We start from the raw sequence: 24,799 nt of genomic DNA, 5'->3' as shown, positions 1-24,799 counted from the left end.
CTCTTAATCAGCGGGTCCTAGGTTCGAGCCCTAGTGCGTCCACCATTTTTCTTCCTTGACAATCAAGAGTTTACGTCGAGGCCGGCGACAAGCTTGAGCCGCGGGCGGCTCTCACTGTGACCATTTTTGTGACCTGAGCTTTCCAGCTTTTCCGGGCAGTTAGACTTTTTCGTGTCTGTGACCGGATTAATCAGCGGGTCTGTGCCCGGTACAATCAGCTGGTCGGCATAAGGCTGGAGATGCTTCACCGACATGTGCGCATAACGCCGCACCATCGATTCCGATTTCCATCCCCCCAGTTCCTGAAGCACCCAGGTGGGCACGTCATTCTGCCGGAGCCAGGTCGCCCAGGTGTGCCGCAGATCGTGCCAGCGAAAATCCTCGATCCCGCAGGCCTTCAATGCCGCACGCCAGGTCCGCGTATTCGCATTGGCAAGGCGCTTGCCCCGAAATGTGAACACATGAACCGGATGCTTGCCCTTCTGCCGCCGTAATACGCCAAGAGCCGCCTCGTTCAGGGGCACGCCGAGCGCCTCCCCGTTCTTGGTCTCGCCATATCCGATCGTGACGATGCGCCGGGTCATATCGACCTGATCCCATCGCAGATGGAGTATGTTGCCCTGACGCAGGCCGGTCGACAATGCGAACAGCACCACCTCGCGCTGGTGTTCAGGAAGCCGACCCATGAGCTCGGCGGCCTGATCGTGGGTGAGAAACCGCACCCTGACCCGGCCACTGCGCGCATAGGTCTTGAACGCCGGCACATGCGCGATCCATTCCCATTCCCGCATCGCCTTCCGGAAGATCGCGCGGATAAGCGCGAAATAGAGATCCTTGGTGCGATCGCTCTTGCGGGCGAAATGGCGCGATATGAGCCGGTCGATCATGTCCCTGCTCACCTGATCCAATGTCTTGCCACGCAGATGCCTGGTGAACCACCGGATCCGGCTCACATCGTCCCGGCAGGACTTCTTGTGTGCCTTCTCCTTCAGCCATCGCAAAGCCGCCTCGTCCCAGGTCCGTTTCGGCTTCTGCTTCAGCCTGGCAAGATCCCACAGCTCGGCCTTCAGCTTGTCGTGAAATTCGAGCGCCTTCAGCCTGTCGGTCGTTCCAGTAGAGCGTCTAATGAGCGTTCCGTCAGGTGCTGTGAGCTTGACGTAGTATTTTCCTGCACGTTTCCAGAGTGCCATAATGCCTCCTTTCGTTGGGCACCTGACTGCATTCGTGCAGGCGCAGAGTAGCCCGAGCGAATCCCGGCGACAAGTTCGCCTTCCAGAAAGCGCCACTGGCGCCCGACGCGGGCCGCCGGAATGCGCCCCTCGGCCAGCAGATTGCGGATGGTATTGGGGTGCACCTTGAGCAGCGCCGCCGCTTCCCGGATGGTCAGAACGCGCTCGGCTCCCTCGCCCATGGTCAGACCTGCAGCACCAATTGCGCGGTCATGCCTTCGGCGTCGGGGAACAGCATGGCGCTGAGCGGACAGAAGGGATCGTCGATCCGCACCCGCCAATATTCACGGGGAGGCTCGGTGCGCGACATCCGCTCCCAGGCGTCCCCGATATGCTGCCAGCCCAGCATGACCCGGAACGCCGGGGCGTTGTCGCTGACCCTATTGTCGTTGGGCACAAGTCGGATCGCACGCTGGATGGAGAGGGCGTTGATCTCCCCTTCCCATCACCACAAAAGCTTGCGCCATCCGCCCCGGATCAGACCATCTGCGGTTTGCAGCAAGCGTCGGACATGGGTTCGCTGGTAGTCGGAAGGACCGTACCAGTCGTGCCGAACGACTTTGTGGCCATAGAGAACCGATGCGATCTCCCGGTGGCTGGCCCCGGCCTTACGTCCATCCCAGGCCTGGAGCGCGCGCGCCCAGCGCCGCGCGCGCCGCTCGGGCGGGAACAGGCTGCGCGGGAAGCGGCCAAGGCGATGGAACGCCGCGAGACGGCGCAGCGACAATATGCGGATCTCGAAGGCGTGGTCGCCGGCAACGAGAAACTCCAGCGACACCGGCCCGGAAAGGACCGTTCCGCTGCAGATCTTCATACGGATACAGCGCGTGCCTTCGGCGATCAGCACATATTCGCCCCGGCCCGGCACCTGAAGGACCACCACCGGGTTAGGCAGGCGAACAAGGTCGAACGGCGCGCTCCCCGCCTTGTTTGCATCTGAAGGGTGGGCGCGCACGATCAGGACTGGCGGGTGATGCGCGGCACGCCAGAAGACATGGCCGGCAAAATCCGCACAATCCTTGAAGATGGCCAGAGGTAAGGGTTCCGTGTCGGTCCAGTCGCACAGCTCTCCATTTAGCAGACAAATGGGTGGCTCGGCGCGCAGCAGCAGCCCACCGGTCTCGCGAAACAGCTGGCAATCCTTGCCGATGGCACGGCGCAGACATTCCCATGCCCATGTGGCCTGATCGAAACCTGTCAGGCGATCGTAGCGCGCACGGTCGCGCCATTCGGACGCATTCGCGCCCGACGGAATGTTTCCGTTCATGGATCCTCTCCCTACCGACCTTGGTTCAGGATGGTCGGTCCGGCGAGTGCCCCGATCGCGGGCACTTGCCCCAAGTCGCTCTTTTGCAAAGTCATCCCTGGATGCTTGGGAGTCATCACAGAAACGGGAGGCTATTGTCTCACCGATAAACGGGACAAATGCCGCGAAAGACCGATGAAAACACCTTTGGCGATAAATACGTCCGAATTGAACGTCTCGAACACCTCGCTTCAGATCCAATATTTAAATGCGTAGACGACAGTCATCACCGCGCCCGCGGCCAAAACGACGCCCCCCACGACATTAGCAGGCAGGACGCGGACCAGATGACCACCTGCGTATCCCCCGGCGATGGCGCCGAGAAGCATGGGGAACGCCAACGGCCAGTGCACGGTCCCGCGCAGCAGAAAGAACAGATTGGCTGCAACTGCGACGACGCTCGCGAGGAGATTCTTGACAGCCTTGATGCGGCGAATGTCATGCGGTTCGGACAGACTGAGGATCGCTGTCAGGATGATGCCAAGGCCTGCGCCAAAGAACCCGCCATAGATTGCCGTCAACGCCAGCAGCCCTGCTTCCCGCCGCTTTGCGCCATTGCCCGTGCCTGCGCTTCTGTCCGCCGTCCTCGCAATGCGCGGCGCCAGCGCGAAAAGCAACGTTGCGCCCGCGATAAGTGCAGGGATCGGCAGGGTGAAAAGGCGGTCAGGAATAATGAGCAAAAGACCCGCGCCAGCCAGGCCTCCGGCGGCAGAAAGCAGGAGTAGCAGGTAAAGGTGACGGTCAAGGACCGGCAGACTCCGTCGATCCGCAAGCACCGCCAGCAGATGCCCCGGAGACACGGCAATGGCATTGGCGATATTGGCCGCTACGGGAGGTAGTCCTGTAGCCAGCAGAGCCGGAAAGGTGATCAGGGTCGCGCCGCCGGCCACGGCGTTGACGATCCCGCCGACCACGCCTGCAAGGATCAGTATTGCTGTTGTCCAGTCGAGCATGCCCGCGAGCCTGAACCAAGGACGCGAGCAAGTCTGGAATGTTTGTGATCAGCAGCAGCCTTTGCGGTAGGCTCCCGGCGTCGTCCCGAAAGTCTGGCGGAACAGGCGACCAAGGTGGCTCTGATCTGCAAAGTCGAACCGGGCGGCGACATCTGCCAGCGAATGTCCCCGAGCGATCGCCTGGCGCGCAGCGTTGAGGCGGCACATGATGCGATAGCGATGCGGAGGGAGACCATGCTGCTGCACAAAGGTCCGGCTGAAATGCTCGCGCGAAACCCCCGCCGCGCGTGCCAGCGCCTGTATTGGGAGTGTACCATTTTCGGGCCCGGTGCCTTGCCTGCCAGACCGCTCTGATCCGGCCAGCGAGGATCCTGACAAGGCCAGTGATTGCATCAATGGCGGAAGCCTCTCGATGGGAAGGCAACGGGGATAGGCGCCAAGGTCAAGGTGCGCATAGACATTCAGGCAGCGCCCTTCGGCGCTTGCGCTATCGGTAAAGCGATGCGGCAGACCGGCGGGAAGGTAGAGCCATTCGCCTGCGGTCACTTCAACGATCCCGTAGCGGGTTTCCGCCCGGCGCTTCCCGCTCTGAACCAGACAGAGCTGGGCAGTCTCGTGAAAATGGAGGCGCAAATCCGGCAGAGCATTTCCTGCGCACGACGCCAGTTCTATCGCTCCGACCCGCCGGTAATTCCACATTACATGCGTACTCAGTTGGTTCGGCCGCGCGACACAGGCGAGCCAAAATCATCAATCCACCGCAGTTGGCGCTGCACGCCCACCGCGCCCAGCACGATCCCACCGAGGATCAGCACCATTCCGATGATGTGAAACCGGAAAAGAGCCTCGCCCAATAGCAGGGCGGCGAGACCGGCGCCGAACAAAGGCATCAGTGTAATCATCTGGCCTGCGGGTGCCTCTCCGAGATTTTTCACAGCCGCGTTGTAAAGCACATAGGCGACCAAGGACGGGAAGAGAGCAACGTAGGCAAACGCCCCCAGCACATCGGCACGCAGCGGGATGCTGGCACCGCCAGCCATTTCCATCGCGGCGAACGGCGCCATCGCTGCCGCGCCGATAACAAATGTCGCCGTCAGGAAACTGGCGGGATGGCAATCGGGACGAAGGCGCATCAATGCGGTGTAAAGCGCCCAGCAGACGACCCCGCACAGCACGAGAAAATCTCCGAAATTGAGAGTCAGCCGCGCTAGCGCCGCAAGGTCGCCGCGCAGTACGATGACCGCCACGCCCAGCATGGAGAGGGTCACGCCGACGATCTGCAAAACCGACGCCCGGTCGCCGAAAAAGAGGCGATTGAACAGGAGGACGAGCGCCGGGATCGCCGCCTGAAGCAAAAGCCCGTTGCTGGCGGTGGTGAATTGCAGGCCCGAATAGATGAAGGCATTGAAGGCCGCCACACCCGTCAGGCCAAGCAGCAAGACCGCCTTCCAGTGCGACAGGAGCCGTTGCCGATCGGCGCGCAAATGCCGCCAGGCAAAAGGCAGAAGGATCGCAAGCGCACCAGTCCACCTGACCAGCGCCAAGGTGAATGGCGGAATGACACCGTTCACCGCGCGCCCGACAATGAAATTGCCCGACCAGAACAGGATCACGATGCAGAGCGTGGCGTAAGACCAGAGATCCCTACCACCCGCCGGGGATCGATTCATGTGCATGGCTGGCCCCGCATCTCAGACCAGGCCGCGTGCGGCGCTGCCCCCGGCAGTCCTCAGCATGCCAGCAATGTCGTTTAGCGCCCGTTCGAGAGCATCGCGCGAGCGCAGTCCGCCAAGGCACAGGCGAACCCCAGAGGGCGCCACGGCATCGACAATCGGCCCGTCGGGCGGCGTCAGCGCGATGGAGGCGCGCAAGGCGCGGGCGCTCAGCCGTTCGGCCTCGAGCATGGGCATCGGCATCCAGACATGTAGGCTGCGCCCCGCCCCCGGCACTGCCATCGCCTCGCCGAGGATCGACGACGCCAGCTGCGTCCTCGCCTCGCTTTCCACGATCACATCGTCGGCGATCCTGTCGGCCGTTCCGTCCTGTTCCCACTGGCTGAAGACAAGACCACCCAGCGAGGGTGGGCTGTAGCCAAAGGCCCGGATGCCCAGGAGCAGTCGATCGCGAATATCTTCATTATCAGGCGGCAACAGGAAGCCGAGCCGCAGGCCGGGCGCGACCGCCTTGGAAATGCCTGCGACCATCAACGTTCGTTCGGGCGCGAGATCGGAAAAACAGTCCGCCGCCCCGGCATCGGCGAAGACGCGATAGGCATCGTCCTCGACGATCATCAGATCATGGGCACGGGCGACCTCGATGATTTCAGCGCGGCGCGCGGCATCAAGGGTGATCGTGGTCGGGTTCTGCAGGGTCGGGATTATGACCAGCACCCTGGCGCCAGTTCCGCGGGCACAGCGCGCTAGCGCTTCGGGATCGATGCCGCGCGCATCCATGGCAACGCCCCGCAGGCGGTAGCCTGCGTGGTCGGCCAGTGTCCGGATGCCGGGATAAGTCGCGGCTTCGCATAGGATCGTATCGCCGGGCCGCGCCAGCGCCGCGAAGGCAAGTGCAAGGCCATGCTGCCCGCCGTTGCACTGAATAACCCGATCCGCCGTCGCGCGCGTCACGCCATGACGGCGCTTGAGCCAGGATGCCCCGGCCTCGCGGATCGAGGCCAGGCCTTCGGGCGGCGCATAGTTCACCGCTGTGCCAAGATCCGCGCGCTGGCGCACGCGGGACAGTCCCTCCCCGATCCAGCGCTCGGCAGGATCGAGCGGCGGCACATTATGCGCCATATCGAGCGGGCCGGTGTCATGTGGCACGGCATGTGGCCTCGCCCGGTCGGCGACGAACGAACCTCGGCCTACATGGCTGGAAATGAACCCCCGCCGCTCCGCCTCGACATAGGCCCGGCTGACCGTGCCGACACTCAAGGACAGGCGGTGAGCCAGATCGCGCTGCGGAGGCAGCCGGTCGCCCGGCGCCAGGCGGCCGTCGCGCACATCGCCTTCCAGCGCGGTCACGAGACGCTCGTACACCGGCGCGCTGCCCTTTGAGATATCCGGCTGCCAGTCCTTCATTGCCATTCCCGATCTATATTGAACCGGTTCAATATCACATTTGACTCATAGTTCAATGATGATCATCCAGCTTCGCAGGAGAACATCATGGATACGAGTCTGCTTGCCCCGCTTGCGCTGTACAGTTTCGTCTGCACGGCGACGCCGGGCCCCAACAACATCATGCTCGCCTCGTCGGGATTGGTTTTCGGATTCCGGCGGACCATTCCGCACATCTTCGGGATCAATTTTGGCTGCGCCCTCATGCTGGTGCTCAGCGGGCTGGGTCTGGGCGCGCTGTTCGAGGCATGGCCGGTGCTGCGCTGGGCGGTGCGGATCTTCGGTGCTGTCTATCTCGGATGGCTGGCGGTGAAGCTGTGGCGTTCGGAAGGCGTCGAACGGCGCGAGGGCGCGCATCCGCTGACTTTCTGTCAGGCAGCCGCCTTCCAGTTCGTCAATCCCAAGGCCTGGGCGATCACCATGCCCGCCATCGCCAGCTTTACCGTGCCCGGCCGGCCGCTCGCCCTGCAACTCGGCGTCATCGTCGCGGCCTTCGTGCTGATCGGCCTGCCTTCCATCGCAACCTGGGCGGCGATGGGCGCAGGGGCCCGCGAATTGCTGGAAAGCCGCAAGGGCATGATCGTCTTCGTGCGCGTGATGGCGGTTCTGACCGCGCTCACTGCCCTGCTGTTTCTGATTTGAAGGACAACGCAATGAACCGGGAAGACATGGAGATGTTCGCGGCGAACTGGATCGCCAACTGGAACGCGCGCGATCTCGACGCCATTCTTGCGCATTTTGCCGAGGACGCGCGCTTCATCAGCCCATTGGCCGCGGAACTGACGGGATCTCCCATCATCGAAGGCAAGGCCAGTTTGCGCGCCTATTGGTCAAAGGCGCTGGAGGCTTCGTCCGAACTGCACTTTACCCTGATCGCTGCCGTCTGCGATACTGAGCGCCAAGTGCTCGGCGTCCACTATGTGGCCCGGCGCAACGGCAAGGCCAGGCGGGCGCTCGAAACGATGCGCTTCGTGCACGACCGGCAGGTTGAAGGCGAGAGCTTCTACAGCGCGCAGGATATGTCGCCTGGTAACTGATCCCAAATCTTCGTCACAACAGCGGTGAGCAAGAGGATGGAAATGCAGGTTATCCGCGCCCGCGACTTCACCGGCAGATCAGCCTGGGACGCGCTGTCGATCGAGAGGATCGACGACGCGACGGTGCGGCTGCACTGGACCGACCAGCCCTACCGCTGGCACATCAACGATGGCCCGGAAGTCTTCGCTGTCCTCGACGGGCGTGTCGACATGCATGTCCGGACCGCTGGCGGCGAACAGGTTCTCCATCTTGAAACAGGGGACATCTTTCACGCCGAACCGGGCGATGAACACGTCGCCCGCCCCCTTGGCGAAGCACGCATTCTGGTGATCGAGCGAGCCGGAAGCGATTGAGGCGACGGGTCAGGCGGGTGCAGCCGCCTCGACCAAAAACGGCGCAATGACGGCCATCGCCCGTTCGACATACATCTCCTTTTCGCCGACCGGTGCGACATAGTGGATCGCTTCGCGCGCCTGTTCCACCGAACCACCGCGCGCGATCATCCAGGCCGCGAGATAATGCGAGGCCAGGCAGCCGCCCGCTGTCGCGACATTGCCATGCGCAACGAAAGGCGCGTCGATCACATTCACGCCAGCCTCGATGACCCATGGCTTTGTCGTCAGGTCGGTGCAGGCAGGCAGATCGCCAATTAGGCCGAGCTTCGCCAACAGCAGCGTTCCCGAGCACTGCGCACCGATCAGCTGGCGCTCGGGGTCGAGCCTAAGCCGCGCCAGCAGCGCGTCATCGCGAGCCACGTCGCGCGTGCGGATACCGCTGCCGATCAGGACGGCGTCTGCTTCTTCCGCAAATTCGAGGGGACGCTGACGGCGGATCGTGACACCGTTCATCGACGTCACTTCGTCCGCAGGCGACGTGATCCAGGCATTCCAGCCCAGCGGCCTGAGGCGATTGAGGATCGTCGACGCGATGAACGAATCCAGTTCGTTGAACCCGTCGAAAGTCAGAACGGCTATCTGCATGTCTCTCTCAATATGGAAATGGCGCTATCGGTGCGCCGGATGGAAGGCGATGCGCAGGCCCAGCGCGATGAGCACGCCGCCGGTCAGGCCATCGAGCCAGCGCGCCACAGCCCCTTGCGCGAACCATTGCCGCAGCGGACGGCTGCCAAGGATCAGGAGCGCAAACCAGGCCATGCCGAGCGTGGCGTGAAGCGCCGCCAGCAAAAGGCTGAAGCCCATTACCGACGCTCCCGCCGGAATGAACTGCGGCAGGAAACTCACATAGAAAACCCCCATCTTGGGATTGAGCAAATTGGTGAACAGGCCCTTCATGAACCAGTTGCCCGATCGCGATGGAGCGGACGGCAATGCCGGACCTACTGCATCGGAGTGCGCCAGCGATTTGAGTGCCGCACGAACCATGCCCAGACCCAGCCACAGCAAATAGGCGGCGCCTGCATATTGCAGGACCGTGTAGAGCGTGCCTGACAGCGCGAGCAGCGCGCCAAGCCCCAGCGCCACTACCAGCCCCCAGGCAAGAACGCCCGCAACCACGCCTGCCGCCGCCGCGAGAGCCTGACGCGGCCCCTCGACGGCGAGCGTGCGCAGGACCAGTGCCATATCGAGCCCGGGAGTGATGACGAGAAGCCCGGCGGCCAGCGTGAAGCCAGCAAGCGCGGTCCAGATGGTCATGTCCCCTTCCCTTCGATTTCAGCGCGGAAGGAAGTGAGGATATCCCGGCCCTCCGGCCAATCGCCCAGATTGCTGCCGGCGTTGATATGGCCGAGCGGACCCAACGCAATCAGCCGCGAGCCCCATTGCCGGGCGCGCCGTTCGCTGTAATCGACCGTCCCGTAAGGATCGTTCGCGCTGACGACAATCAGGCTGGGAAACCGCAGGGGCTGCTCCGGCACTTGCGCGAAAGACCGCGCTTCATCCGGAAACGCTGGTCCGGCAGGGTCGGGCACGGCGACCAGCATCGCGCCAGCTACCGGAGTTCCGCGCGCGGCGGCCCAATGCGCCACCAGCAGGCAGGCCAGGCTATGCGCGACCAGAATAGGCGGGCGGTCCAGCGTCCCAACCGCTCGATCCAGCGCCTCGCACCAGTCGGCAAGTTCCGGTCGGTCCCAATCGGACGGTGCGAAGCGGGTCATGTCGGGATCGGTCCGCTCCCAATGGCTTTGCCAATGGCCCGGTCCCGAACCGCCTATGCCGGGAAGCAAAAGGATTGGGAGTGTCATGCGCTGCCCACTTCCATGCGCATGAGTGTCTGCTGGCCGGACGCACACAGCACCTCCTCTCCCTCGCGCATCGCATGGACCTTGAGATCGCAGACCGTCAGCGCCCGGCCGGCGCGCAGCACTTCACCCGCGGCGCGCAGGCGTTCTCCCGCCGCCGGGCGGATAAGATTGAGCTTGTATTCGACCGTCAGGACATCCTCGCCATCCCCGAAGACCGAATAGGCCGCATAGCCGCCCGCCACGTCGGCAATCGCACCGACCACGCCGCCATGGAGGAAGCCGTTCTGCTGGCAAAGATCAGCCCGGAACGGCAGATCGAGAACCACCTTGCCATGGCTGGCGTGGATCACCTCGGCCCCGATCAGCCCCATGAAGCTCTGGCGCGAGAAGCTCTCGCGAACGCGTTCGAGCAGAAGCGGGTCATTGGCCCCGCTCATGATCCTGCCCTCCGGGGTACGCCATAATCGAGAGTGCCGAGGCGTTGCATCTCTGCCGTCTGGAACAACCTGGGATCGGCCAGGTAATCGCGCACCATGTCCAGCGTATCGAAGCCCCAGAACAGGTCCTCCCCGATCGCGAGAGTGGGCACGCCAAACACGCCGCGCGCGATCGCCGCCTCGGTGTTGGCGCGGAGCCCGTGCTTTACATCCGCGCTTGCGATCCTGTCCTGCACATCGGAAAGACCAAGTTCGCCGCCGAGCCTCTCCAATTCGGCACCATCGGTCAGATCCCGGCCTTGCGCAAACACCGCCCCGAACACGGCATCGACGGCATCCGTGCGCGCATCGAGCGCTATCAGCAAGCGCAGGGCCTCGACCGAACGAAACGGATGCGTATCGGGAAAGCGGAGCGCGATACCGTTCCTGTCAGCAAGCCATTGGCACATACGATAGGTCTGCACCCGCTTGGGCGGCACTTCCGCCGGGCCGATCAGACCCCAGTGGTTCAGCAGCGCCCCCAGCAGCACCGGGACCGGACGTATCTCCAGTCCGAGATCGTCTTCACGCAGGCGCTTCCACATCAGGAAGGCGAAGGGCGAGACGGGATCGAAATAGAAATCGGCCGGGGTCTTCGTTCTCATCTGGTTGCTCCTTGGGCCTCATCATTGTATCAAATCATGAGTCGATCAAATCAAACATTGTATTGGTTCAATCATGGCCGTTAGCACACCCCCCATTCTTCATCTCGATACCCTCGACCTACAAACACAGGCGCACGGCGAACTCTACGAAGCGCGTATGGCCTCCTTCGCTTCGCCGCTGGGTGCGCACATGCTGGGCGGAAAGCTGGTCGTGGTGCCGCCGGGCAAACGGGCGTGGCCGTTCCACGGCCATCACGCAAATGAGGAACTGTTCGTTATCCTCTCCGGCAGCGGTCGCCTGCGCTATTCCGATGGCGATCATGCGTTACGGGCGGGCGATGTCGCGCTGTGCCCGGCCAGCGGCGCGGCAAGTGCGCACCAGATCATCAACACTGGCGACACCGACCTGCGCTATCTCGCGATCAGCACTATGAACGAGCCCGACGTGATCGACTATCCCGACAGCGGCAAGTTCGCGGTCATTGCAGGCGCCGCGCCCGGCGGCGACAAGGCGAGCCGGTCGGTGGACCATGTCGGACGCTATGCCGATGCGGTCGGCTACTGGGACGATGAGACATGACCGGGCAGCTTGCCGCCGCCACCGCCTCTGGCGAGTGCATCGCAGCGCCGCCCGCCCTGCTCCTGCCACCGGGCAAGCTGGTTGATCCCGGCAACCCGGAATGGGCAGCATTTGCGCGGAGTTGGGATGATCTGCCGCGCGACACATGGATGGCCGACGGCGGCACCTATCGCCGCAGACGCTATGCGGCCCTTGAGGTCGTCGGGGGGAAATGCACGCGCCTGCCGCATCGCCCGCATTACCAGGAGCGCGATCACAATCCATTGAATGGCGGCGTCGAACGCTGGTTCGCGCCGATGGCCGAAGGTCAAAGGGGAGCGCGGCTGTTTCAGGCGCTGGTGTTGAGCACTGCCGCCCTGATCGCGGATGCGAGCGTGCGGGGTCCGAACTCTTGGATAGTCGAAGCGCATCAATTTCGCATCGAAGCGCTATCGGGACAGCCCGGCCTCCCCACGCCGGAGGGCATGCATCATGACGGGCGCGACTGGGTGTTGATCCTGCTCGTCGGCGGCAGCGATTAGGCCGGCGGTGAAAGCCGCGTCGAGGATGCTTCCGGCGCTTGCATCCTCGAACATCGGCTAACCCGTCCCGGCGAAGCGCTGCTGCTGGATGACCTTACCGTCCGCCACGGCACAACGCCCATCGAATGCGCGATACCGGGCGCCCCCGCATGGCGCGACACGCTGGTTCTCACCTTCGCGCAGTCGCGGGAAAGTTGAGGGGCAGGATGGATCGCTTCTTCGTCGTGACCGGCGGACCGGGATCAGGCAAAAGCACGCTCCTTGCGGTGTTGGCCGAACAAGGCTTGCCGCATATGCGCGAGGCCGGACGAGCGGTGATCCGTGAGGAATTGGCCGCCGGCGGAACCGCTCTACCATGGGATGACCGCGACGCCTTTGCCGAGCGGATGCTTACGCATGACCTAAACTCCTATGAGGAGGCACGGACGAAAGAGGGCGTCTTGTTCTTCGACCGAGGCATTCCCGACATCATCGGCTACCGCATATTGTGCGGGCTGAGCATACCCGGCGACCTCACACGCGCGGCGGAGAGCAACCGGTACAACCGACATGTCTTCATCGCCCCGCCCTGGGCCGAGATCTACGCCAACGACGCCGAGCGTAAGCAGGACTGGGACGAGGCGGTGGCGACCCATGACGTGATGGCGCGCGTCTATCGGGGATTGGGCTATCATCTCGTACCGCTCCCGCTTGGCGCGCCGGAACAGCGGTCGGCGTTCGTCCGTAGATGGATCGCTGAGCACTGATCCACATGTGGCAGACCGTCCCGCGATCATTCGCAGCGGCGGCGGGTTCCGACACGGTTCCAACCGAACGAACACTCGAAAATGCCTTTTCAATATCTTTGCCCGGAGAATCCGATGTCTTCCAGAATGAATATCGCCACCCTTGCCCCCAAGCTGTATCGGGCCGTCCGCGCGCTGGATTCGGCGGTCTCGAAATCCGGGCTGGATAATCGCCTATTGCATCTCATCAGGTTGCGAGCGTCACAGATTAACGGATGTGCCTTTTGCGTCGATCTTCACGTCAAGGAGGCGCTGGCCGACGGGATGGACGCCCAGACGCTGCATCTGGTTGCCGTATGGCGCGAATCGCCGTTTTTCGACGCGCGCGACAGGGCAGTGCTCGCATGGACCGAAAGCGTCACGCTTGTCGCTGAAACGGGCATTCCCGATGCGGCCTATGAGCACGTGCGGTCCGAATTCACCGAAAGCGAGATCGCTAAACTGACGATCGCCATAGGAACGATCAATATCTTCAACCGCATCGCAGTCAGTTCGCGAATTGTTCACCCGACCTAGCTGCGGCGTGGGCGCGCTCCAGAAGCTCGGCCGCGCGGTCGATCTCCAGCTCGTCCAGTCCGGCATATCCGAGGCGGAAGGCCGCAGGTCCAAGTCCATCGATGCTATGCTGTGCTGCGGGCGTCAGAGATAACCCGAGTTCGCTTGCCACTTTGCTCCAGCGCTCGGGGTCGGTGCCGTCAACGATCCGTGCCCATAACGCCAGGCCGCCGCGCGGAATGTCGAAGGCCAGTGCGCCTGGTAGAGCACTGCGCAGCCTGGCCGCCAGATAATCCCTGCGCGCGTGATAAATGCGGCGCGCCTTACGGGCGTGACGGGCGAGTTCGCTATCTTCGATCATCAAGGCCACGGCTTCCTCCAGCGGACCGTCGCCCTGCCGATCGATTGCTTCCCGGATCACGGCCATGCGCGACACCAGATCGGGCGGAGCGACGACATAGCCCAGCCGGATTCCAGGAGCGAGCAGCTTGGACAGCGATCCGATGTAGACGGTTTCGCCCGGGGCCCGAGCCGCGATTGGCAGGACCGGCGCTCCTTCGAACCGATAGTCATGGTCATAATCGTCTTCGAGGATAGTCAGCCGTGCGGTGCGAGCGAGGTCTATCAAGCGGAGGCGCCGTGAGGCGCCCATGGTGACGGTGGTGGGATACTGATGATGCGGCGTGACATAAACGGCCCGTATCGACAGATCACGCGCCAGCGCCCCTTCGAGCCCGTCGATGGACATGCCCCCCTCGTCCACCTCGATCGGAACGACCCGCACGCCGGCAGCCCTGAACGCGGTGACAGCGAGCGGGTAGCCAGGATTCTCAACGGCAACCGCCATGCCAGGAATGGCAATGGCTTGGGCGGCAAGAAACAGAGCCATCTGACTGCCCCGCGTCACCATCAGGTCATGCGACGCGAAAGAGAGGCCGCGTTCCGCAGCAAGATGCTCCCTCAACGCATGGCGCAGCGCGGTGGTCCCGCGTGGATCATCATAGCCGAGCGAGGACGGTGCCTTCTTACGGATGAGCCCGCGCCGGAAAGCCCGCGCCATCGCCGCGGTCGGAAGCAGTCGGGGATCAGCCGCGCCATCGCTGAAGGACAAGAGTGATTTTGCGCTCTCTTCAGTCCGGCTACCGTTGAGCTGCGGGTTCGCTTCGACAACCGCAGGCGAGCCCACACCCATGTCAGGCAGATTGCGCGCGACGAAGGTGCCTCGCGAAGGCTCCGCCACCAGCCACCCTTGCGCCACAGCCTCTTGATAGCCTGCATCCACCGTGTTGCGGTTTAAGCCAAGCACCTTCGCCAGTGCCCGCGTCCCTGGCAGGCGCGAACCAGGTTTCAATCGCCCTGCCTCAATCGCAGCGATCACGGCGTCGGCAACCTTGAGATAAGGAGGCCGTGGAGAACGAGGATCAAGTTCGATAGTCAGGTTGCGCACGATCCGGCCCAAGCAATATTTCAAAACTGGATCATCTTAATAGGCCAGTTTACACCTATGGCCAGCCCGACTTTCCAGGAGGGCAGCAATGCTAAAAACCGCAGTCGCCATCCGGCATGTACCGTTCGAGGATCTGGGCACCTTCGAGCATCCTCTCGCTGCGGCGGGGTACAAGCTGCACTACTACGATATCGGCGTCGACGAGCTCTGGACGCTGGAGCCAGTGAAAACCGATCTTGTCATCGTGCTGGGCGGCCCGGTCGGGGTGTACGACACGGGCAGCTACCCCTTCCTCATCGACGAAATCGAGTTGCTGAAGGACAGGCTGGCAGCGAACCGGCCCACGCTTGGCATATGCCTGGGCGCGCAGCTCATGGCGGCGGCGCTCGGCGCGGGCGTCGCCCCCGGCGATGAGAAAGAAATCGGCTTCGCGCCACTCAATTTGACAGAGGCCGGATGGCAAAGCCCCCTCGCCCCTCTCGCCAATGCGCCAGTGCTACACTGGCATGGCGACAGCTTCGCCATTCCGAGAGGAGCCGAGAATCTGGCCGAAACTCCGGCCTGTGCCAATCAGGCTTTTGCTCTCGGTCCCAACATCCTCGGCCTCCAATTCCACCCGGAAGCGGATTGCGCGCGGATCGAACGCTGGCTGATCGGCCATGCCTGCGAACTGGCGACAGCAGGCCTCGATCCCAGCGTCCTGCGTACAGATGCGGCGCGCTACGGAGCGCCGCTGCGCGATGCGGGCCGCCTGATGTTCTCCCAATGGCTAAAGGAGTTGCGGCCATGACCCCCCAATCCCCTGCCCTTCTCCTTGCGCCGTCGTCCGGCATCGCCTCCCGGTTGGGCGGCGAAGTGGTGCCGGACGACATCGCCATCGCGGACCCGGACCTGTTTGCCATTGTCGAAGACGAACGGCAGCGCCAGCAAGACTGTATCGAACTGATCGCCAGCGAAAACTTCGCCAGCCGCGCGGTGCGGATGGCGCAAGGTTCGATCTTCACCAACAAATATGCCGAGGGCTATCCGGGGCGGCGCTATTATGGCGGCTGCGGACCGTCCGACGCGGTGGAGCAACTCGCGATCGATCGGCTGCGGCAGTTGTTCGGGGCCAACTGGGCCAATGTACAACCGCATAGCGGGGCGAGCGCCAACCTCGCCGTGTCGTTCGCGCTCCTGAAGCCGGGCGATACGATCCTGGGCCTCGATCTTGCCTGCGGCGGGCACCTGACACACGGCGCCAAGGTGACGATCTCGGGCCGCTGGTTCAACGCGGCCAGCTACAAGGTCCGGCAAGACGATGAGCGAATCGACCTTGACGATCTCGCCCGCGTCGCGCGCGAAACCCGCCCTCGTCTCATTATCGCGGGCGGATCAGCCTATCCGCGCCGGATCGATTTCGCCGCAATCCGCGCCATTGCCGATGACGTGGGGGCCTGGCTGATGGCCGACGTCGCCCATTATGCCGGCCTCATTGTTGCCGGGCTCTATCCCAACCCGGTGCCGCACGCCCATGTCGTCACCTCGACCACGCACAAAACACTGCGCGGCCCTCGCGGCGGCGTGATCCTCAGCAACGATTTGGAACTGGGCAGGAAGATCGACAAGGCGGTGTTCCCCGGCACGCAGGGCGGCCCGCTGATGCAGGTCATCGCTGCCAAGGCCGTCGCCTTCGGCGAAGCCGGAAATGCTGCGTTCGAAGATTATGCGCGGCGGGTCCGCGACAACGCCCGCACATTGGGCGATGTGTTGGCCGATGGTGGGCTACGCCTCGTCACCGGCGGCACGGACTGCCATTTGCAGCTCGTCGACCTGCGCCCGTTCGGCATCGACGGGCAAAGCGCCGCCGACCTGCTCGAAAGCGCCGGGCTGACCATCAACAAGAACACGATCCCGTTCGACACGCAGCCCCCGTCCGCCCCTTCGGGCATCCGACTGGGCTCGCCAGCAGGCACCACGCGGGGGCTCGGGGAGGCGGAATATAAGCTGATCGGGCTGATGATCCTCACCCTGCTCGATGCCGCCCGCAATGGTCGCACGCCGGACAGCGCGGTGATCGACAAGGCGCGGCAACAGGTCCGTGATCTCACCGCCGCTTTCCCACTGGAACCATAGGAGGGGCGAAGATGAGCGGGGACATCGCCTCTAATCTCGCGCGCGTTCATGCCCGGATCGAAGCCGCCTGCCTGCGCGCAGGCCGCGATCCCGCTTCCGTGCGGCTCTTGCCGGTTACCAAGACGCTGCCGCCGGACCGCGTGCGCGAAGCCTACGCTGCAGGGCTCGATTGCTTTGGCGAGAACAAGGTGCAGGAAGCGCGCGGCAAGGCGGAAGCCTTGGCCGACCTGCCCGTGCGGTGGAGCGTGATCGGCCATTTGCAGACCAACAAGGTCAAATATCTCACCCGCTTCGCCAGCGAGTTTCAGGCGCTCGACAGCCTGCGCCTTGCCGAAGCGCTCGACCGGCGGCTTCAGGCGGCAGGGCAAAGCCTCGACGTGTTCGTGCAGGTCAACACCTCACGCGAGGAAAGCAAGTTCGGATTGCCACCCGAAGAGGTGATGGCCTTTGCTAAAGCATTGCCTGTCTTCACCGCTCTTCGTGTGCGCGGCCTGATGACGCTGGCAATCTTCTCCGAGGACACCATCCGCATCCGCCAGTGCTTTCGCGATCTGCGGGCTATTCAGCAGCGCCTACTGCAGGAAGGTGACGCCGCCCAAAACTGGCGCGGCCTTTCGATGGGCATGTCAGGCGACTTTGAAATCGCCATCGAGGAAGGCGCCACGGTCGTGCGCGTGGGACAGGCAATCTTCGGCCCCCGCCCCTTGCCGGACTCGCATTATTGGCCGGGTGCACAATGACAGCAACCATTCCCCGGTCGGAGAAAAATATGGTCAATCCGGTTCTGCCTGAGGATGCGATGGCAAGAGCTATCGCCCTGTCTCAAGAGGCAATCTCGCAGGGCTCGGGACCGCCCTTTGGCGCGGTGATATTGAAGGAAGGAGCCATCGTCGGGGAAGGCTCCAATCACGTTCATGCTCACAACGATCCGACCGCCCACGCCGAAATCGTTGCAATTCGAAGCGCCTGCAAGACGCTCGAAGCGCCGTTCCTCGATGGCTGCATTCTATATTCAAGCTCTGAACCATGCCCCATGTGCATGTCAGCTATTTACTGGTCGCGGATCTCAGCTGTCCGGTTCGCAACGGACCGAAACGCCGCGGCGCGCGCGGGGTTCGATGATCGGACGCTTTATGCGGAACTTCAGCGGCCCCTTGCAGAACGTGAAATCTCCATGATCCAGATGATGGCTGAGGAAGGCCAGTCGACGTTCGACATCTGGACGCAGGGTGGGCGATCGGCTGTGCAAACGACACTCAATGAAGAGTAGGCTCGAATTACCTGGCTGGCACCGGGCGGCCTGCCCGCCATCCCTCGCGCTTGGCCTCAGATCTCCAAGTCTGCTTCATAAACCGATCTGATCCAGTCGGGTAGGCGCGGCAACGCGAAGACCAGCTGCCCGTTCGCGAATGTCAGGCAATGGCTGGGCGGCTGATTGAGGCGCGAATTGTCGAAGACCATGCCGCGATCCGCTTTAAGGACTGCGGCCCGGATCAACGGCGCTCCGCGCATGTAACGGGCGCGGATCTTGTCCTCTGGTACGATATGTCCGCCTTCCTCAACGCGCGTACCGACACGCGCGACAGAAAGGTCTGGCGTATCGACGCCGACATGCATCACGATGACGGTGAAACCTTTGGTTCGCGCTTCGTCGATCAGTTCAAGCTTAGAGGGATGCGAGAAGACCGTTTCGGTCACGAAATCGCGACCTCGAGAAAGATAGTCATCCCGGCGCGAAGACGCGATCCTGGCTGCTTCGTAAGACGCGGCTGGAGAGGGATCACGCAGTTCGTCGCGCTGGATGATGTCGGCGTTGATGAATGGTCCTGCGAAGCTTGGTGCGACGCGGGTCTGGTAGAGGGTCGACTTGCCGGCACCGTTCGGCCCGGCAAGCACGATCATCGTCGGCGTCATGCCTTATGCGCGGCCTTCTCACGCACGAGATTGCCGGCTGCATCGAGACCAACGCCCAGGCCAAGCTGCCGCCGCCGGGCAAAGAAAGCGTCTTCATCGGCCCTAGGCTGCCCCATTTTCTCGACAAAGCTGTCGAGCCAGACATCATTTTCCTCATCAGTGAGGTCGGTTGTCTCAATGTCGCCGGCGAGCGCAGCGGTGATGCGGGCATGATCGAAATTGCCCGATTTTTCGATGGCGCGGCCTATGCGCACCCAGTGCGCGATCTGGCCAGCAATCGAGCGGCTTTGCAACTCGGACTCGCGGCGGACGATCTTCATGATGTCGTCAGCAAGTTTGATAGACTGGGCCATAGGTCACCTCCAGCCCATGAGGTAGCATTTTGCTACCTCATTTTCAAGGGCGTCGTGCGAAGTTGAACCTAAGCGCGGCACAAGTTTGTCTCGTTGAAATCTGGAAAAAACCACGTCATCTCGTCGGACAGAAATCATAAAGAGAAAGCGCTTCGCGTAGGCCGTATGACCAGCAGCCGCCTTACTGGCCAAACTGGCGTGCAAGTTCCTGCGCTTCCAACGCGCCTTTCTCGAGGTCGCCAGGAACATCGAGTCCCTGCGCCGCATCAAAGGTACCGACCTCCCGTTCCTGAAGATTGAAATAGTCATAAGTGTAGAGACCTTTCTCGCTTCCAGGCCTTTTCGTATACTTGATGAGGGTCGCGTCGTCGTTCATCTCCATGTTGATGGAGATGTGCTCCTTGTAGAGATCGAAGTTCGGATGGATCAGCCGATAATTGGCGCTATCTTGGAATGCCGCTGCTGTGACCGCGTCGATCACGAAATCGATCTTGGCGCGCTTGTACTGCATATTGCATCGCTTGCACGCGATGCCGAGATTCCAAACGGTGTAAGCAAGAGGACGGTAGGAATCGAGCGACTTGGGTAGGACATGCTCGGGATCGACGATAAAATGTCCGCCACCATGGAGCGGAAAGCGGCAGTAACAGCATCGGTCACCATGACGCGCCCGATGAAGATCGCGAATTTTTACCTTCGCTGCCACGAGGGTCGCTTCTTCGGTTCCGCCTGGCTTCCAGTCCCACGGCTTCTCCATCGTGAGCGCCACGGCGATTACTGCCTTTTCTTCGCCCGTGAACACACAGGTTTCGAGGCTGGGAACATAAGGATCAGGCAAAGCCACTATCTCCGTCATCGATACCGGCCTTCGCCCGCTCGACCTTATCCACAAGATGGCGCACGGCCTCAAAGAAGCGCTGTTGCCGATCATCGAAGCTGCGCGCCTCGAGTGCACCGATCAATTCCAGGACTTTTTCCTTGCCGATCTCGTCGTCCTCGAAGCGCGAGATCGCTCGAACGATTTCCTCGCTGACAAAGTGATTGGCGGGCGTGACAACCCCGAAAGCCTCCCAGAGTATTTCCTCAATACTGTTTGGCGAGGCCGACGCATCGATCTCGAGTCGCGTTGGCTGGCCGTCCCGTACGCGGAACACTGATACTTTGCTGGGAGCATCGTTGAGCGCGCCAGTAACCACCAGCGGCGCATGGGTGGCTACAATGAGCGTGGCATCTCGGTAAGCCATGGCAGCCATGAGCTTGTCGACATACTCGCGCTGCCAGGTCGGATGTAGGCTGTTCTCTGGCTCGTCAATGAGGATGATCGGGTTGCGGCCAGCCTCGGTGATCAAGAACAGAAGCGACGAAATCAGCGCAAGTTGACCTGAACTCGCCCAATGCATTTCGATGACAGTGCCCTGCGGATCGCCGCGCTGGAGCATGACCTCGAGACGGCCAATGACCTTAAGGCGTCGGAGGATTACCTCGCAGCGAATCACGGAAACAAATTCGCGCGCAAGGCTAAACTCGTACGCGGAGCGGGAAGCATCGATCCAAACGAGTTCTTTGGGATCGTGGCGCTTAAGGAAGGCGAGTGCGCGACGCAGTTCCTCATCGTAGTCCAGCGCGCCATCCCATGCCAGATCATCGGTCGGATTACCGCGGCCGCTTTCCAACGTCCACCGCAGATCGTCGAAGGACGATCCGTAATGTTTGGCCTTTTCTATCCGGAACCCGAAGCGGGAGGCATAGCCACAATATTCCATGATCGCACTGATCTGGTGGAACGAGGAATCGTCCGCATCGAGCGAGCGAGCGACCGCTCGCTTCACGAGATTGGGCGGCGTATGATCAGACCGGCTGGCCGAAATGCGCCGGATACCTCGCATCCGAGCGAACCGGTCGTGCGGCGTGTTCGAAACGGCAATAACGTTCTCGTAGCGGTAAGACTCTGCTAGAGCGCGAAGAAAAGTGCTTTTTCCGGAACCGTTCGGTCCAACTAGTATCGCGATAGAATCGTCACGTCGGCCATCGAACAGCTCGAGATCTCGCAGCGTCGCCATTCACCCCCCTTAATATTATTCACCAATATTCGGCGCTAACTGCGTGGAGCAGAACAAGTTCATTTCAATACCTATCCATTCGGTTCGACAGCGACGGTCGGATCCGCATATATATTAAGCCTTGGATCGTCTCATCGCGATACCCAGGCTAACGCCAGACCGCGAAACAAGAGGCTGACCCCGACGGCGTCAACATGAAGAAGGCGATTGTGGTTGCTAAGGCGCCGAGGCCCAGGATGATCCCGATCACTATCAAGGCGCCTTCATGCCACCGGACGCGCTTATCGAGGTCCTCGAACACGTCGCTAAACTGGTTAGCAACGGATGCGAAGTCATCGTTGAGCCGGGCCTTCTGTCGCTCGATCTCGTTAGAGATGACCTCGAGCGTCTTCCACTGGTTCAGACCGGCGATTGCAAGCATGCCGACGAAGACCCATGCTCCAACAAGAACCCCGAGATTAGTCCAGAAGGTGACGTCGCAGCCTACAGGCTTCTTCAACTGCGAGACGACGACAATGGTCGCGACGGGAATGCCTAGCAGCTGTCCCTGAATGTCGACGATGGTCTTGTGGATTTTCCCCACGAAATCGAGGCGCGCCGTCTCCACGTCATTCCGTATCTTGGAGTATGAGAAGCTAGAGATGAACAGGCGATAGCCCTTCTCGACCTCATCGGCGAGACGCTCAAGATTGCGAATGAGGAAGCCGAAGCGAGTTTCAGCGCGGAGGCTGCCCACCATTTCGATGAGAGTGGTCTGGAGGATAGTCCGCTTTTCATCGATATGGAGTTCCTCGGTGAAGAGCTTAGTGAGCCGCTCGGCCTTCTCGACGACGTCGCCCCTGAGGTCACTTTCGGTGAACTGGATGGGGAGGAGGACCTTTTCCTTACCCAGGAAGGCGAGCTGCCGCTGGGTGTCGTCGAAGAGAGAGGCGCTCTCCTTGAGGATGGGAAGCACATCGAGCACGGCCCGATATCGTAACAGGATGTCTGGGACAGGTTGATCGCCGGGGGCATATCCTGGATCTTTGACATAGTAGCGTTCGGGTTCGGCGATAAAGGCTCGAGGGGATCGGAACAGGTCGTCAAACGTGGCGACAAGCAAGCCCATGGTCGAAGCATTAGGTTGACCGACGCTGATCCTGACCTCTGCACCGACGGTGGGCTCAGCATCTCCATCGATCGCGATCTGCGCGTCGTTGTAGACATCATCAACCTCCATCGCCTTGAGGGTCGACACCATGTTCTCATTAGCAATGGTCAGGATGCCACCGTCTGGCCCATCGAACCGCGTGGCGCGGTATATCTCGACGAGATCGGCGAAGGTAACGCTAGCCACTGATCATTCCCTGCTCGCGCATCTGGTCGATCAGCGCGTCGGGTACACCCAGAAGAACGAGGGACCTGTTGCTCGGGTCGAAACGCACGATGCTCTTGTCAACTGCCTCCCGCGAGAAGTCGACCGTCCACATGTCGGTCTTTGCAGTAAGGCGGACAAGCAGCTTGATCGCACTCGCGTTGGGAACGAAGCCCTCGTTAAGCTGCCGGTCTGTGTGTGCGAGGAAAGCGGATAGCTGCGTGGGGTCGTTCGGCATGAGGCGGTTGGCCATTGCTGCGAAGTCGACCGGCTCTTTAGCTTTGTTTGCGCGACCAAGATATCCTCGGGCATCCTCAAGGAAGGCGGTCGCCTCGGTCTCCTTCATCTTAGTGGCGACCGTGAAATCCTTGAGCGCCGACACGAGATTCAAGGTGTCCTTCCGCTCAAGAATCGCCGAGTCACATCCAAGGAAATCGCGGAAGTAGTCGGATATGTTGCCCTTCCCCTTGAGGAAGCTGAGGTAGCGGTCCTGGCTCTGCGCCCATGCAGTGAGGTTGATACGGCCGGCGAACCGGAACCCCTCGAGATCAAGATGCTCGACGTCCTTCATACCACCGCCGCTCAGGGCTGCGCTCAGCTTGTCGGTGATGATGGTGACGAGTAGGAAGTCGCTTCCCTCACGGCGGAAATGCGCGAAAAAGACGTGGCCGCCCTCCGACGCTGCCTTTTTGGCTGCTTCCCTCGCAAGATGTTCCATCATGCGGGACGTGAGACCGATGAAGTCCTTCTCTTCCGATGCCACATAGTCACGGACCTGCCCCTCCGTGGGCGATCCCTCGGCGGTGGTGAATCGGCCGTGGGACTTGGATGTGCGACTATTGTAGAGATCATAGATCGTTGTGATGACCCGCTCCGCAGTGTCACTTATCGGGAGAGTTTCAGCTGCCAGGGTGACGGTATATGTCTTTTCGACCCGTTTCAGATCGTGAATTGCCAATGCAATGATTTCGTTCAACTGGTATCTCCCCCGTGCCAGACATGACTAAAGGGTGTGTAACGTCGCAAGCCGTCGACTGGAACAGAAAATGGTTCGTCGTTACATAAGCACTTCAAGTTCTAAAACTGCGCTAAGCCATTCAAAGACATCGCACTAGCGCCTGCGGGCTAAGCAACAAACAATACCCGGTCGGTCAAATTGACCAATTGAAATGTCCAATTTCAGGCATTCGTCGGCTTGACCGAAATGACCGAGATTAGGGCACGTGGCTGAAGCCTCGATGACTCTGCGGGAATGTCCGCTATCTGCATCTGGCGCTAAAAGCCGGCCTTTCAGGTTCGTCGGACATTCCAGACATTAAACAGCGGCATGCCCCATCGGATATTGTCAAGAACATGTGACCACTTTTGTGTTGTGGCCCATTGTGCAAGCATAGGATTTTCTGGGAATTCTTGTTAAGAAATGATGTGGACGAATGCAGTCAAGTGGTTGATTTGTAATATTTTCTTTGGACTCTTAATCAGCGGGTCCTAGGTTCGAGCCCTAGTGCGTCCACCATTTTTCTTCCTTGACAATCAAGAGTTTACGTCGAGGCCGGCGACAAGCTTGAGCCGCGGGCGGCTCTCACTGTGACCATTTTTGTGACCTGAGCTTTCCAGCTTTTCCGGGCAGTTAGACTTTTTCGTGTCTGTGACCGGATTAATCAGCGGGTCTGTGCCCGGTACAATCAGCTGGTCGGCATAAGGCTGGAGATGCTTCACCGACATGTGCGCATAACGCCGCACCATCGATTCCGATTTCCATCCCCCCAGTTCCTGAAGCACCCAGGTGGGCACGTCATTCTGCCGGAGCCAGGTCGCCCAGGTGTGCCGCAGATCGTGCCAGCGAAAATCCTCGATCCCGCAGGCCTTCAATGCCGCACGCCAGGTCCGCGTATTCGCATTGGCAAGGCGCTTGCCCCGAAATGTGAACACATGAACCGGATGCTTGCCCTTCTGCCGCCGTAATACGCCAAGAGCCGCCTCGTTCAGGGGCACGCCGAGCGCCTCCCCGTTCTTGGTCTCGCCATATCCGATCGTGACGATGCGCCGGGTCATATCGACCTGATCCCATCGCAGATGGAGTATGTTGCCCTGACGCAGGCCGGTCGACAATGCGAACAGCACCACCTCGCGCTGGTGTTCAGGAAGCCGACCCATGAGCTCGGCGGCCTGATCGTGGGTGAGAAACCGCACCCTGACCCGGCCACTGCGCGCATAGGTCTTGAACGCCGGCACATGCGCGATCCATT

Annotated in this window: 31 protein-coding genes, 1 tRNA gene and 1 pseudogene; 12 read left to right on the top strand and 21 right to left on the bottom strand. The window is 61.5% G+C overall.

Annotated elements, in window-relative coordinates:
* Positions 1-62: 62 nt before the first annotated feature.
* From D6858_RS03560 to D6858_RS03525, 8 genes are all read right to left on the bottom strand, one after another.
* Entirely contained in the window at positions 63-1,190 is a 1,128-nt protein-coding gene (locus D6858_RS03560) for a tyrosine-type recombinase/integrase (protein WP_133305234.1), read from the bottom strand.
* A complete protein-coding gene (locus D6858_RS16305) occupies positions 1,094-1,411 on the bottom strand; it encodes a helix-turn-helix domain-containing protein (protein ID WP_120107250.1) in 318 nt (105 codons plus the stop codon). Before D6858_RS16305 ends, D6858_RS03560 begins: the two co-directional genes overlap by 97 nt.
* Positions 1,412-1,413: 2 nt before the next feature.
* The gene (locus tag D6858_RS03550; RefSeq protein WP_120107248.1) at positions 1,414-1,662 is read right to left on the bottom strand and encodes a DUF736 family protein; all 249 of its coding nucleotides are present in this window, start codon (positions 1,660-1,662) and stop codon (positions 1,414-1,416) included.
* 12 nt (positions 1,663-1,674) lie between these two features.
* Entirely contained in the window at positions 1,675-2,496 is an 822-nt protein-coding gene (locus D6858_RS03545) for a DUF2285 domain-containing protein (protein ID WP_120107246.1), read from the bottom strand.
* Between the two features lie 230 nt (positions 2,497-2,726).
* Positions 2,727-3,488, bottom strand: coding sequence for a sulfite exporter TauE/SafE family protein (locus D6858_RS03540; RefSeq protein WP_120107244.1), 762 nt, complete (start codon positions 3,486-3,488; stop codon positions 2,727-2,729).
* Between the two features lie 48 nt (positions 3,489-3,536).
* A complete protein-coding gene (locus tag D6858_RS03535) occupies positions 3,537-4,187 on the bottom strand; it encodes an AraC family transcriptional regulator (RefSeq protein ID WP_120107242.1) in 651 nt (216 codons plus the stop codon).
* A gap of 11 nt (positions 4,188-4,198) precedes the next feature.
* Entirely contained in the window at positions 4,199-5,158 is a 960-nt protein-coding gene (locus D6858_RS03530) for a DMT family transporter (protein ID WP_120107240.1), read from the bottom strand.
* A 21-nt stretch (positions 5,159-5,179) separates the two neighbouring features.
* Complete coding sequence (locus D6858_RS03525; RefSeq protein ID WP_120107264.1) at positions 5,180-6,568, bottom strand: aminotransferase-like domain-containing protein; 1,389 nt, start codon at positions 6,566-6,568, stop codon at positions 5,180-5,182.
* Positions 6,569-6,655: 87 nt separating this feature from the next.
* On the opposite strand from D6858_RS03525, the gene D6858_RS03520 reads away from it, so the two are divergent.
* Genes D6858_RS03520 through D6858_RS03510 form a run of 3 tightly spaced genes read left to right on the top strand, consistent with a single transcriptional unit; the run spans position 6,656 to position 7,998 of the window.
* The gene (locus D6858_RS03520) at positions 6,656-7,249 is read left to right on the top strand and encodes a LysE family translocator (protein WP_120107238.1); all 594 of its coding nucleotides are present in this window, start codon (positions 6,656-6,658) and stop codon (positions 7,247-7,249) included.
* An 11-nt stretch (positions 7,250-7,260) separates the two neighbouring features.
* On the top strand, positions 7,261-7,644 hold the full coding sequence (locus tag D6858_RS03515; protein ID WP_205664866.1) for a nuclear transport factor 2 family protein: 384 nt from the start codon (positions 7,261-7,263) through the stop codon (positions 7,642-7,644).
* A gap of 24 nt (positions 7,645-7,668) precedes the next feature.
* Complete coding sequence (locus D6858_RS03510) at positions 7,669-7,998, top strand: cupin domain-containing protein (RefSeq protein WP_240623672.1); 330 nt, start codon at positions 7,669-7,671, stop codon at positions 7,996-7,998.
* A 9-nt stretch (positions 7,999-8,007) separates the two neighbouring features.
* On the opposite strand, the gene D6858_RS03505 is transcribed toward D6858_RS03510, so the two are convergent.
* Genes D6858_RS03505 through D6858_RS03485 form a run of 5 tightly spaced genes read right to left on the bottom strand, consistent with a single transcriptional unit; the run spans position 8,008 to position 10,926 of the window.
* Positions 8,008-8,625, bottom strand: a complete 618-nt coding sequence (locus tag D6858_RS03505; RefSeq protein WP_120107236.1) for a DJ-1/PfpI family protein — start codon at positions 8,623-8,625, stop codon at positions 8,008-8,010.
* A gap of 24 nt (positions 8,626-8,649) precedes the next feature.
* On the bottom strand, positions 8,650-9,297 hold the full coding sequence (locus tag D6858_RS03500; RefSeq protein WP_120107234.1) for a LysE family translocator: 648 nt from the start codon (positions 9,295-9,297) through the stop codon (positions 8,650-8,652).
* Positions 9,294-9,845, bottom strand: coding sequence for an RBBP9/YdeN family alpha/beta hydrolase (locus tag D6858_RS03495; protein ID WP_120107232.1), 552 nt, complete (start codon positions 9,843-9,845; stop codon positions 9,294-9,296). The genes D6858_RS03500 and D6858_RS03495 overlap by 4 nt, the downstream gene beginning before the upstream one ends.
* Positions 9,842-10,282: a PaaI family thioesterase gene (locus tag D6858_RS03490; protein WP_120107230.1), complete on the bottom strand. Its 441-nt coding sequence runs from the start codon at positions 10,280-10,282 to the stop codon at positions 9,842-9,844. The genes D6858_RS03495 and D6858_RS03490 overlap by 4 nt, the downstream gene beginning before the upstream one ends.
* Positions 10,279-10,926, bottom strand: a complete 648-nt coding sequence (locus D6858_RS03485) for a 2-hydroxychromene-2-carboxylate isomerase (protein WP_120107228.1) — start codon at positions 10,924-10,926, stop codon at positions 10,279-10,281. The genes D6858_RS03490 and D6858_RS03485 overlap by 4 nt, the downstream gene beginning before the upstream one ends.
* 73 nt (positions 10,927-10,999) lie before the next feature.
* On the opposite strand from D6858_RS03485, the gene D6858_RS03480 reads away from it, so the two are divergent.
* The 4 genes and pseudogenes from D6858_RS03480 to D6858_RS03460 all read left to right on the top strand — a co-directional run bounded on the left by D6858_RS03480 (position 11,000) and on the right by D6858_RS03460 (position 13,328).
* A complete protein-coding gene (locus tag D6858_RS03480; RefSeq protein WP_120107226.1) occupies positions 11,000-11,506 on the top strand; it encodes a cupin domain-containing protein in 507 nt (168 codons plus the stop codon).
* Positions 11,503-12,225: pseudogene (locus D6858_RS16050) on the top strand (2OG-Fe dioxygenase family protein). Before D6858_RS03480 ends, D6858_RS16050 begins: the two are co-directional and overlap by 4 nt.
* Positions 12,226-12,233: 8 nt before the next feature.
* Positions 12,234-12,773, top strand: coding sequence for an AAA family ATPase (locus tag D6858_RS03465; RefSeq protein ID WP_120107256.1), 540 nt, complete (start codon positions 12,234-12,236; stop codon positions 12,771-12,773).
* Between the two features lie 126 nt (positions 12,774-12,899).
* The gene (locus tag D6858_RS03460) at positions 12,900-13,328 is read left to right on the top strand and encodes a carboxymuconolactone decarboxylase family protein (protein WP_240623671.1); all 429 of its coding nucleotides are present in this window, start codon (positions 12,900-12,902) and stop codon (positions 13,326-13,328) included.
* Here D6858_RS03460 and pdxR read toward each other — a convergent pair.
* Positions 13,300-14,766: a MocR-like pyridoxine biosynthesis transcription factor PdxR gene (gene pdxR / locus D6858_RS03455; RefSeq protein ID WP_240623670.1), complete on the bottom strand. Its 1,467-nt coding sequence runs from the start codon at positions 14,764-14,766 to the stop codon at positions 13,300-13,302. The genes D6858_RS03460 and pdxR overlap by 29 nt on opposite strands.
* 76 nt (positions 14,767-14,842) lie before the next feature.
* On the opposite strand from pdxR, the gene D6858_RS03450 reads away from it, so the two are divergent.
* The 4 genes from D6858_RS03450 to D6858_RS03435 are packed head-to-tail and all read left to right on the top strand — an operon-like array spanning position 14,843 to position 18,139.
* A complete protein-coding gene (locus tag D6858_RS03450) occupies positions 14,843-15,544 on the top strand; it encodes a glutamine amidotransferase (protein ID WP_120107220.1) in 702 nt (233 codons plus the stop codon).
* Positions 15,541-16,869, top strand: coding sequence for a serine hydroxymethyltransferase (gene glyA / locus D6858_RS03445; protein ID WP_120107218.1), 1,329 nt, complete (start codon positions 15,541-15,543; stop codon positions 16,867-16,869). The genes D6858_RS03450 and glyA overlap by 4 nt, the downstream gene beginning before the upstream one ends.
* An 11-nt stretch (positions 16,870-16,880) precedes the next feature.
* The gene (locus tag D6858_RS03440; RefSeq protein ID WP_120107216.1) at positions 16,881-17,609 is read left to right on the top strand and encodes a YggS family pyridoxal phosphate-dependent enzyme; all 729 of its coding nucleotides are present in this window, start codon (positions 16,881-16,883) and stop codon (positions 17,607-17,609) included.
* Positions 17,606-18,139 carry a nucleoside deaminase gene (locus tag D6858_RS03435; protein WP_240623669.1) on the top strand — a complete coding sequence of 178 codons (534 nt, stop codon included), beginning with the start codon at positions 17,606-17,608 and terminating at the stop codon, positions 18,137-18,139. The genes D6858_RS03440 and D6858_RS03435 overlap by 4 nt, the downstream gene beginning before the upstream one ends.
* A gap of 56 nt (positions 18,140-18,195) precedes the next feature.
* Here D6858_RS03435 and D6858_RS03430 read toward each other — a convergent pair whose 3' ends face one another.
* From D6858_RS03430 to D6858_RS03405, 6 genes are all read right to left on the bottom strand, one after another.
* Positions 18,196-18,783, bottom strand: coding sequence for an ATPase (locus D6858_RS03430; protein ID WP_120107212.1), 588 nt, complete (start codon positions 18,781-18,783; stop codon positions 18,196-18,198).
* Entirely contained in the window at positions 18,780-19,136 is a 357-nt protein-coding gene (locus D6858_RS03425) for a ParD-like family protein (protein ID WP_120107210.1), read from the bottom strand. Before D6858_RS03425 ends, D6858_RS03430 begins: the two co-directional genes overlap by 4 nt.
* A gap of 181 nt (positions 19,137-19,317) precedes the next feature.
* Entirely contained in the window at positions 19,318-19,992 is a 675-nt protein-coding gene (locus D6858_RS03420; RefSeq protein WP_133305233.1) for an HNH endonuclease, read from the bottom strand.
* Positions 19,967-21,196, bottom strand: a complete 1,230-nt coding sequence (locus D6858_RS03415; RefSeq protein WP_120107206.1) for an AAA family ATPase — start codon at positions 21,194-21,196, stop codon at positions 19,967-19,969. The genes D6858_RS03420 and D6858_RS03415 overlap by 26 nt, the downstream gene beginning before the upstream one ends.
* 148 nt (positions 21,197-21,344) lie before the next feature.
* Positions 21,345-22,532 (bottom strand): hypothetical protein, encoded by a 1,188-nt coding sequence (locus D6858_RS03410; RefSeq protein WP_120107204.1) that lies wholly within the window; start codon positions 22,530-22,532, stop codon positions 21,345-21,347.
* Positions 22,525-23,526, bottom strand: coding sequence for a nucleoid-associated protein (locus tag D6858_RS03405; protein ID WP_120107202.1), 1,002 nt, complete (start codon positions 23,524-23,526; stop codon positions 22,525-22,527). Before D6858_RS03405 ends, D6858_RS03410 begins: the two co-directional genes overlap by 8 nt.
* 451 nt (positions 23,527-23,977) lie before the next feature.
* Here D6858_RS03405 and D6858_RS15725 point away from each other — a divergent pair.
* Positions 23,978-24,066 (top strand) — tRNA-Ser (locus tag D6858_RS15725).
* 17 nt (positions 24,067-24,083) lie between these two features.
* Here the strand turns inward: D6858_RS15725 and D6858_RS03400 are convergent.
* A partial coding sequence (locus tag D6858_RS03400; protein ID WP_133305220.1) for a site-specific integrase occupies positions 24,084-24,799 on the bottom strand: 716 nt, incomplete at its 5' end.

Source organism: Tsuneonella suprasediminis, from assembly GCF_003605755.1.
In the GTDB taxonomy this organism is placed as follows: Bacteria; Pseudomonadota; Alphaproteobacteria; order Sphingomonadales; family Sphingomonadaceae; genus Tsuneonella; species Tsuneonella suprasediminis.
The sequence above is the reverse complement of the archived record's forward strand: the minus strand, read 5'-3'. Positions and strand labels throughout refer to the sequence as shown.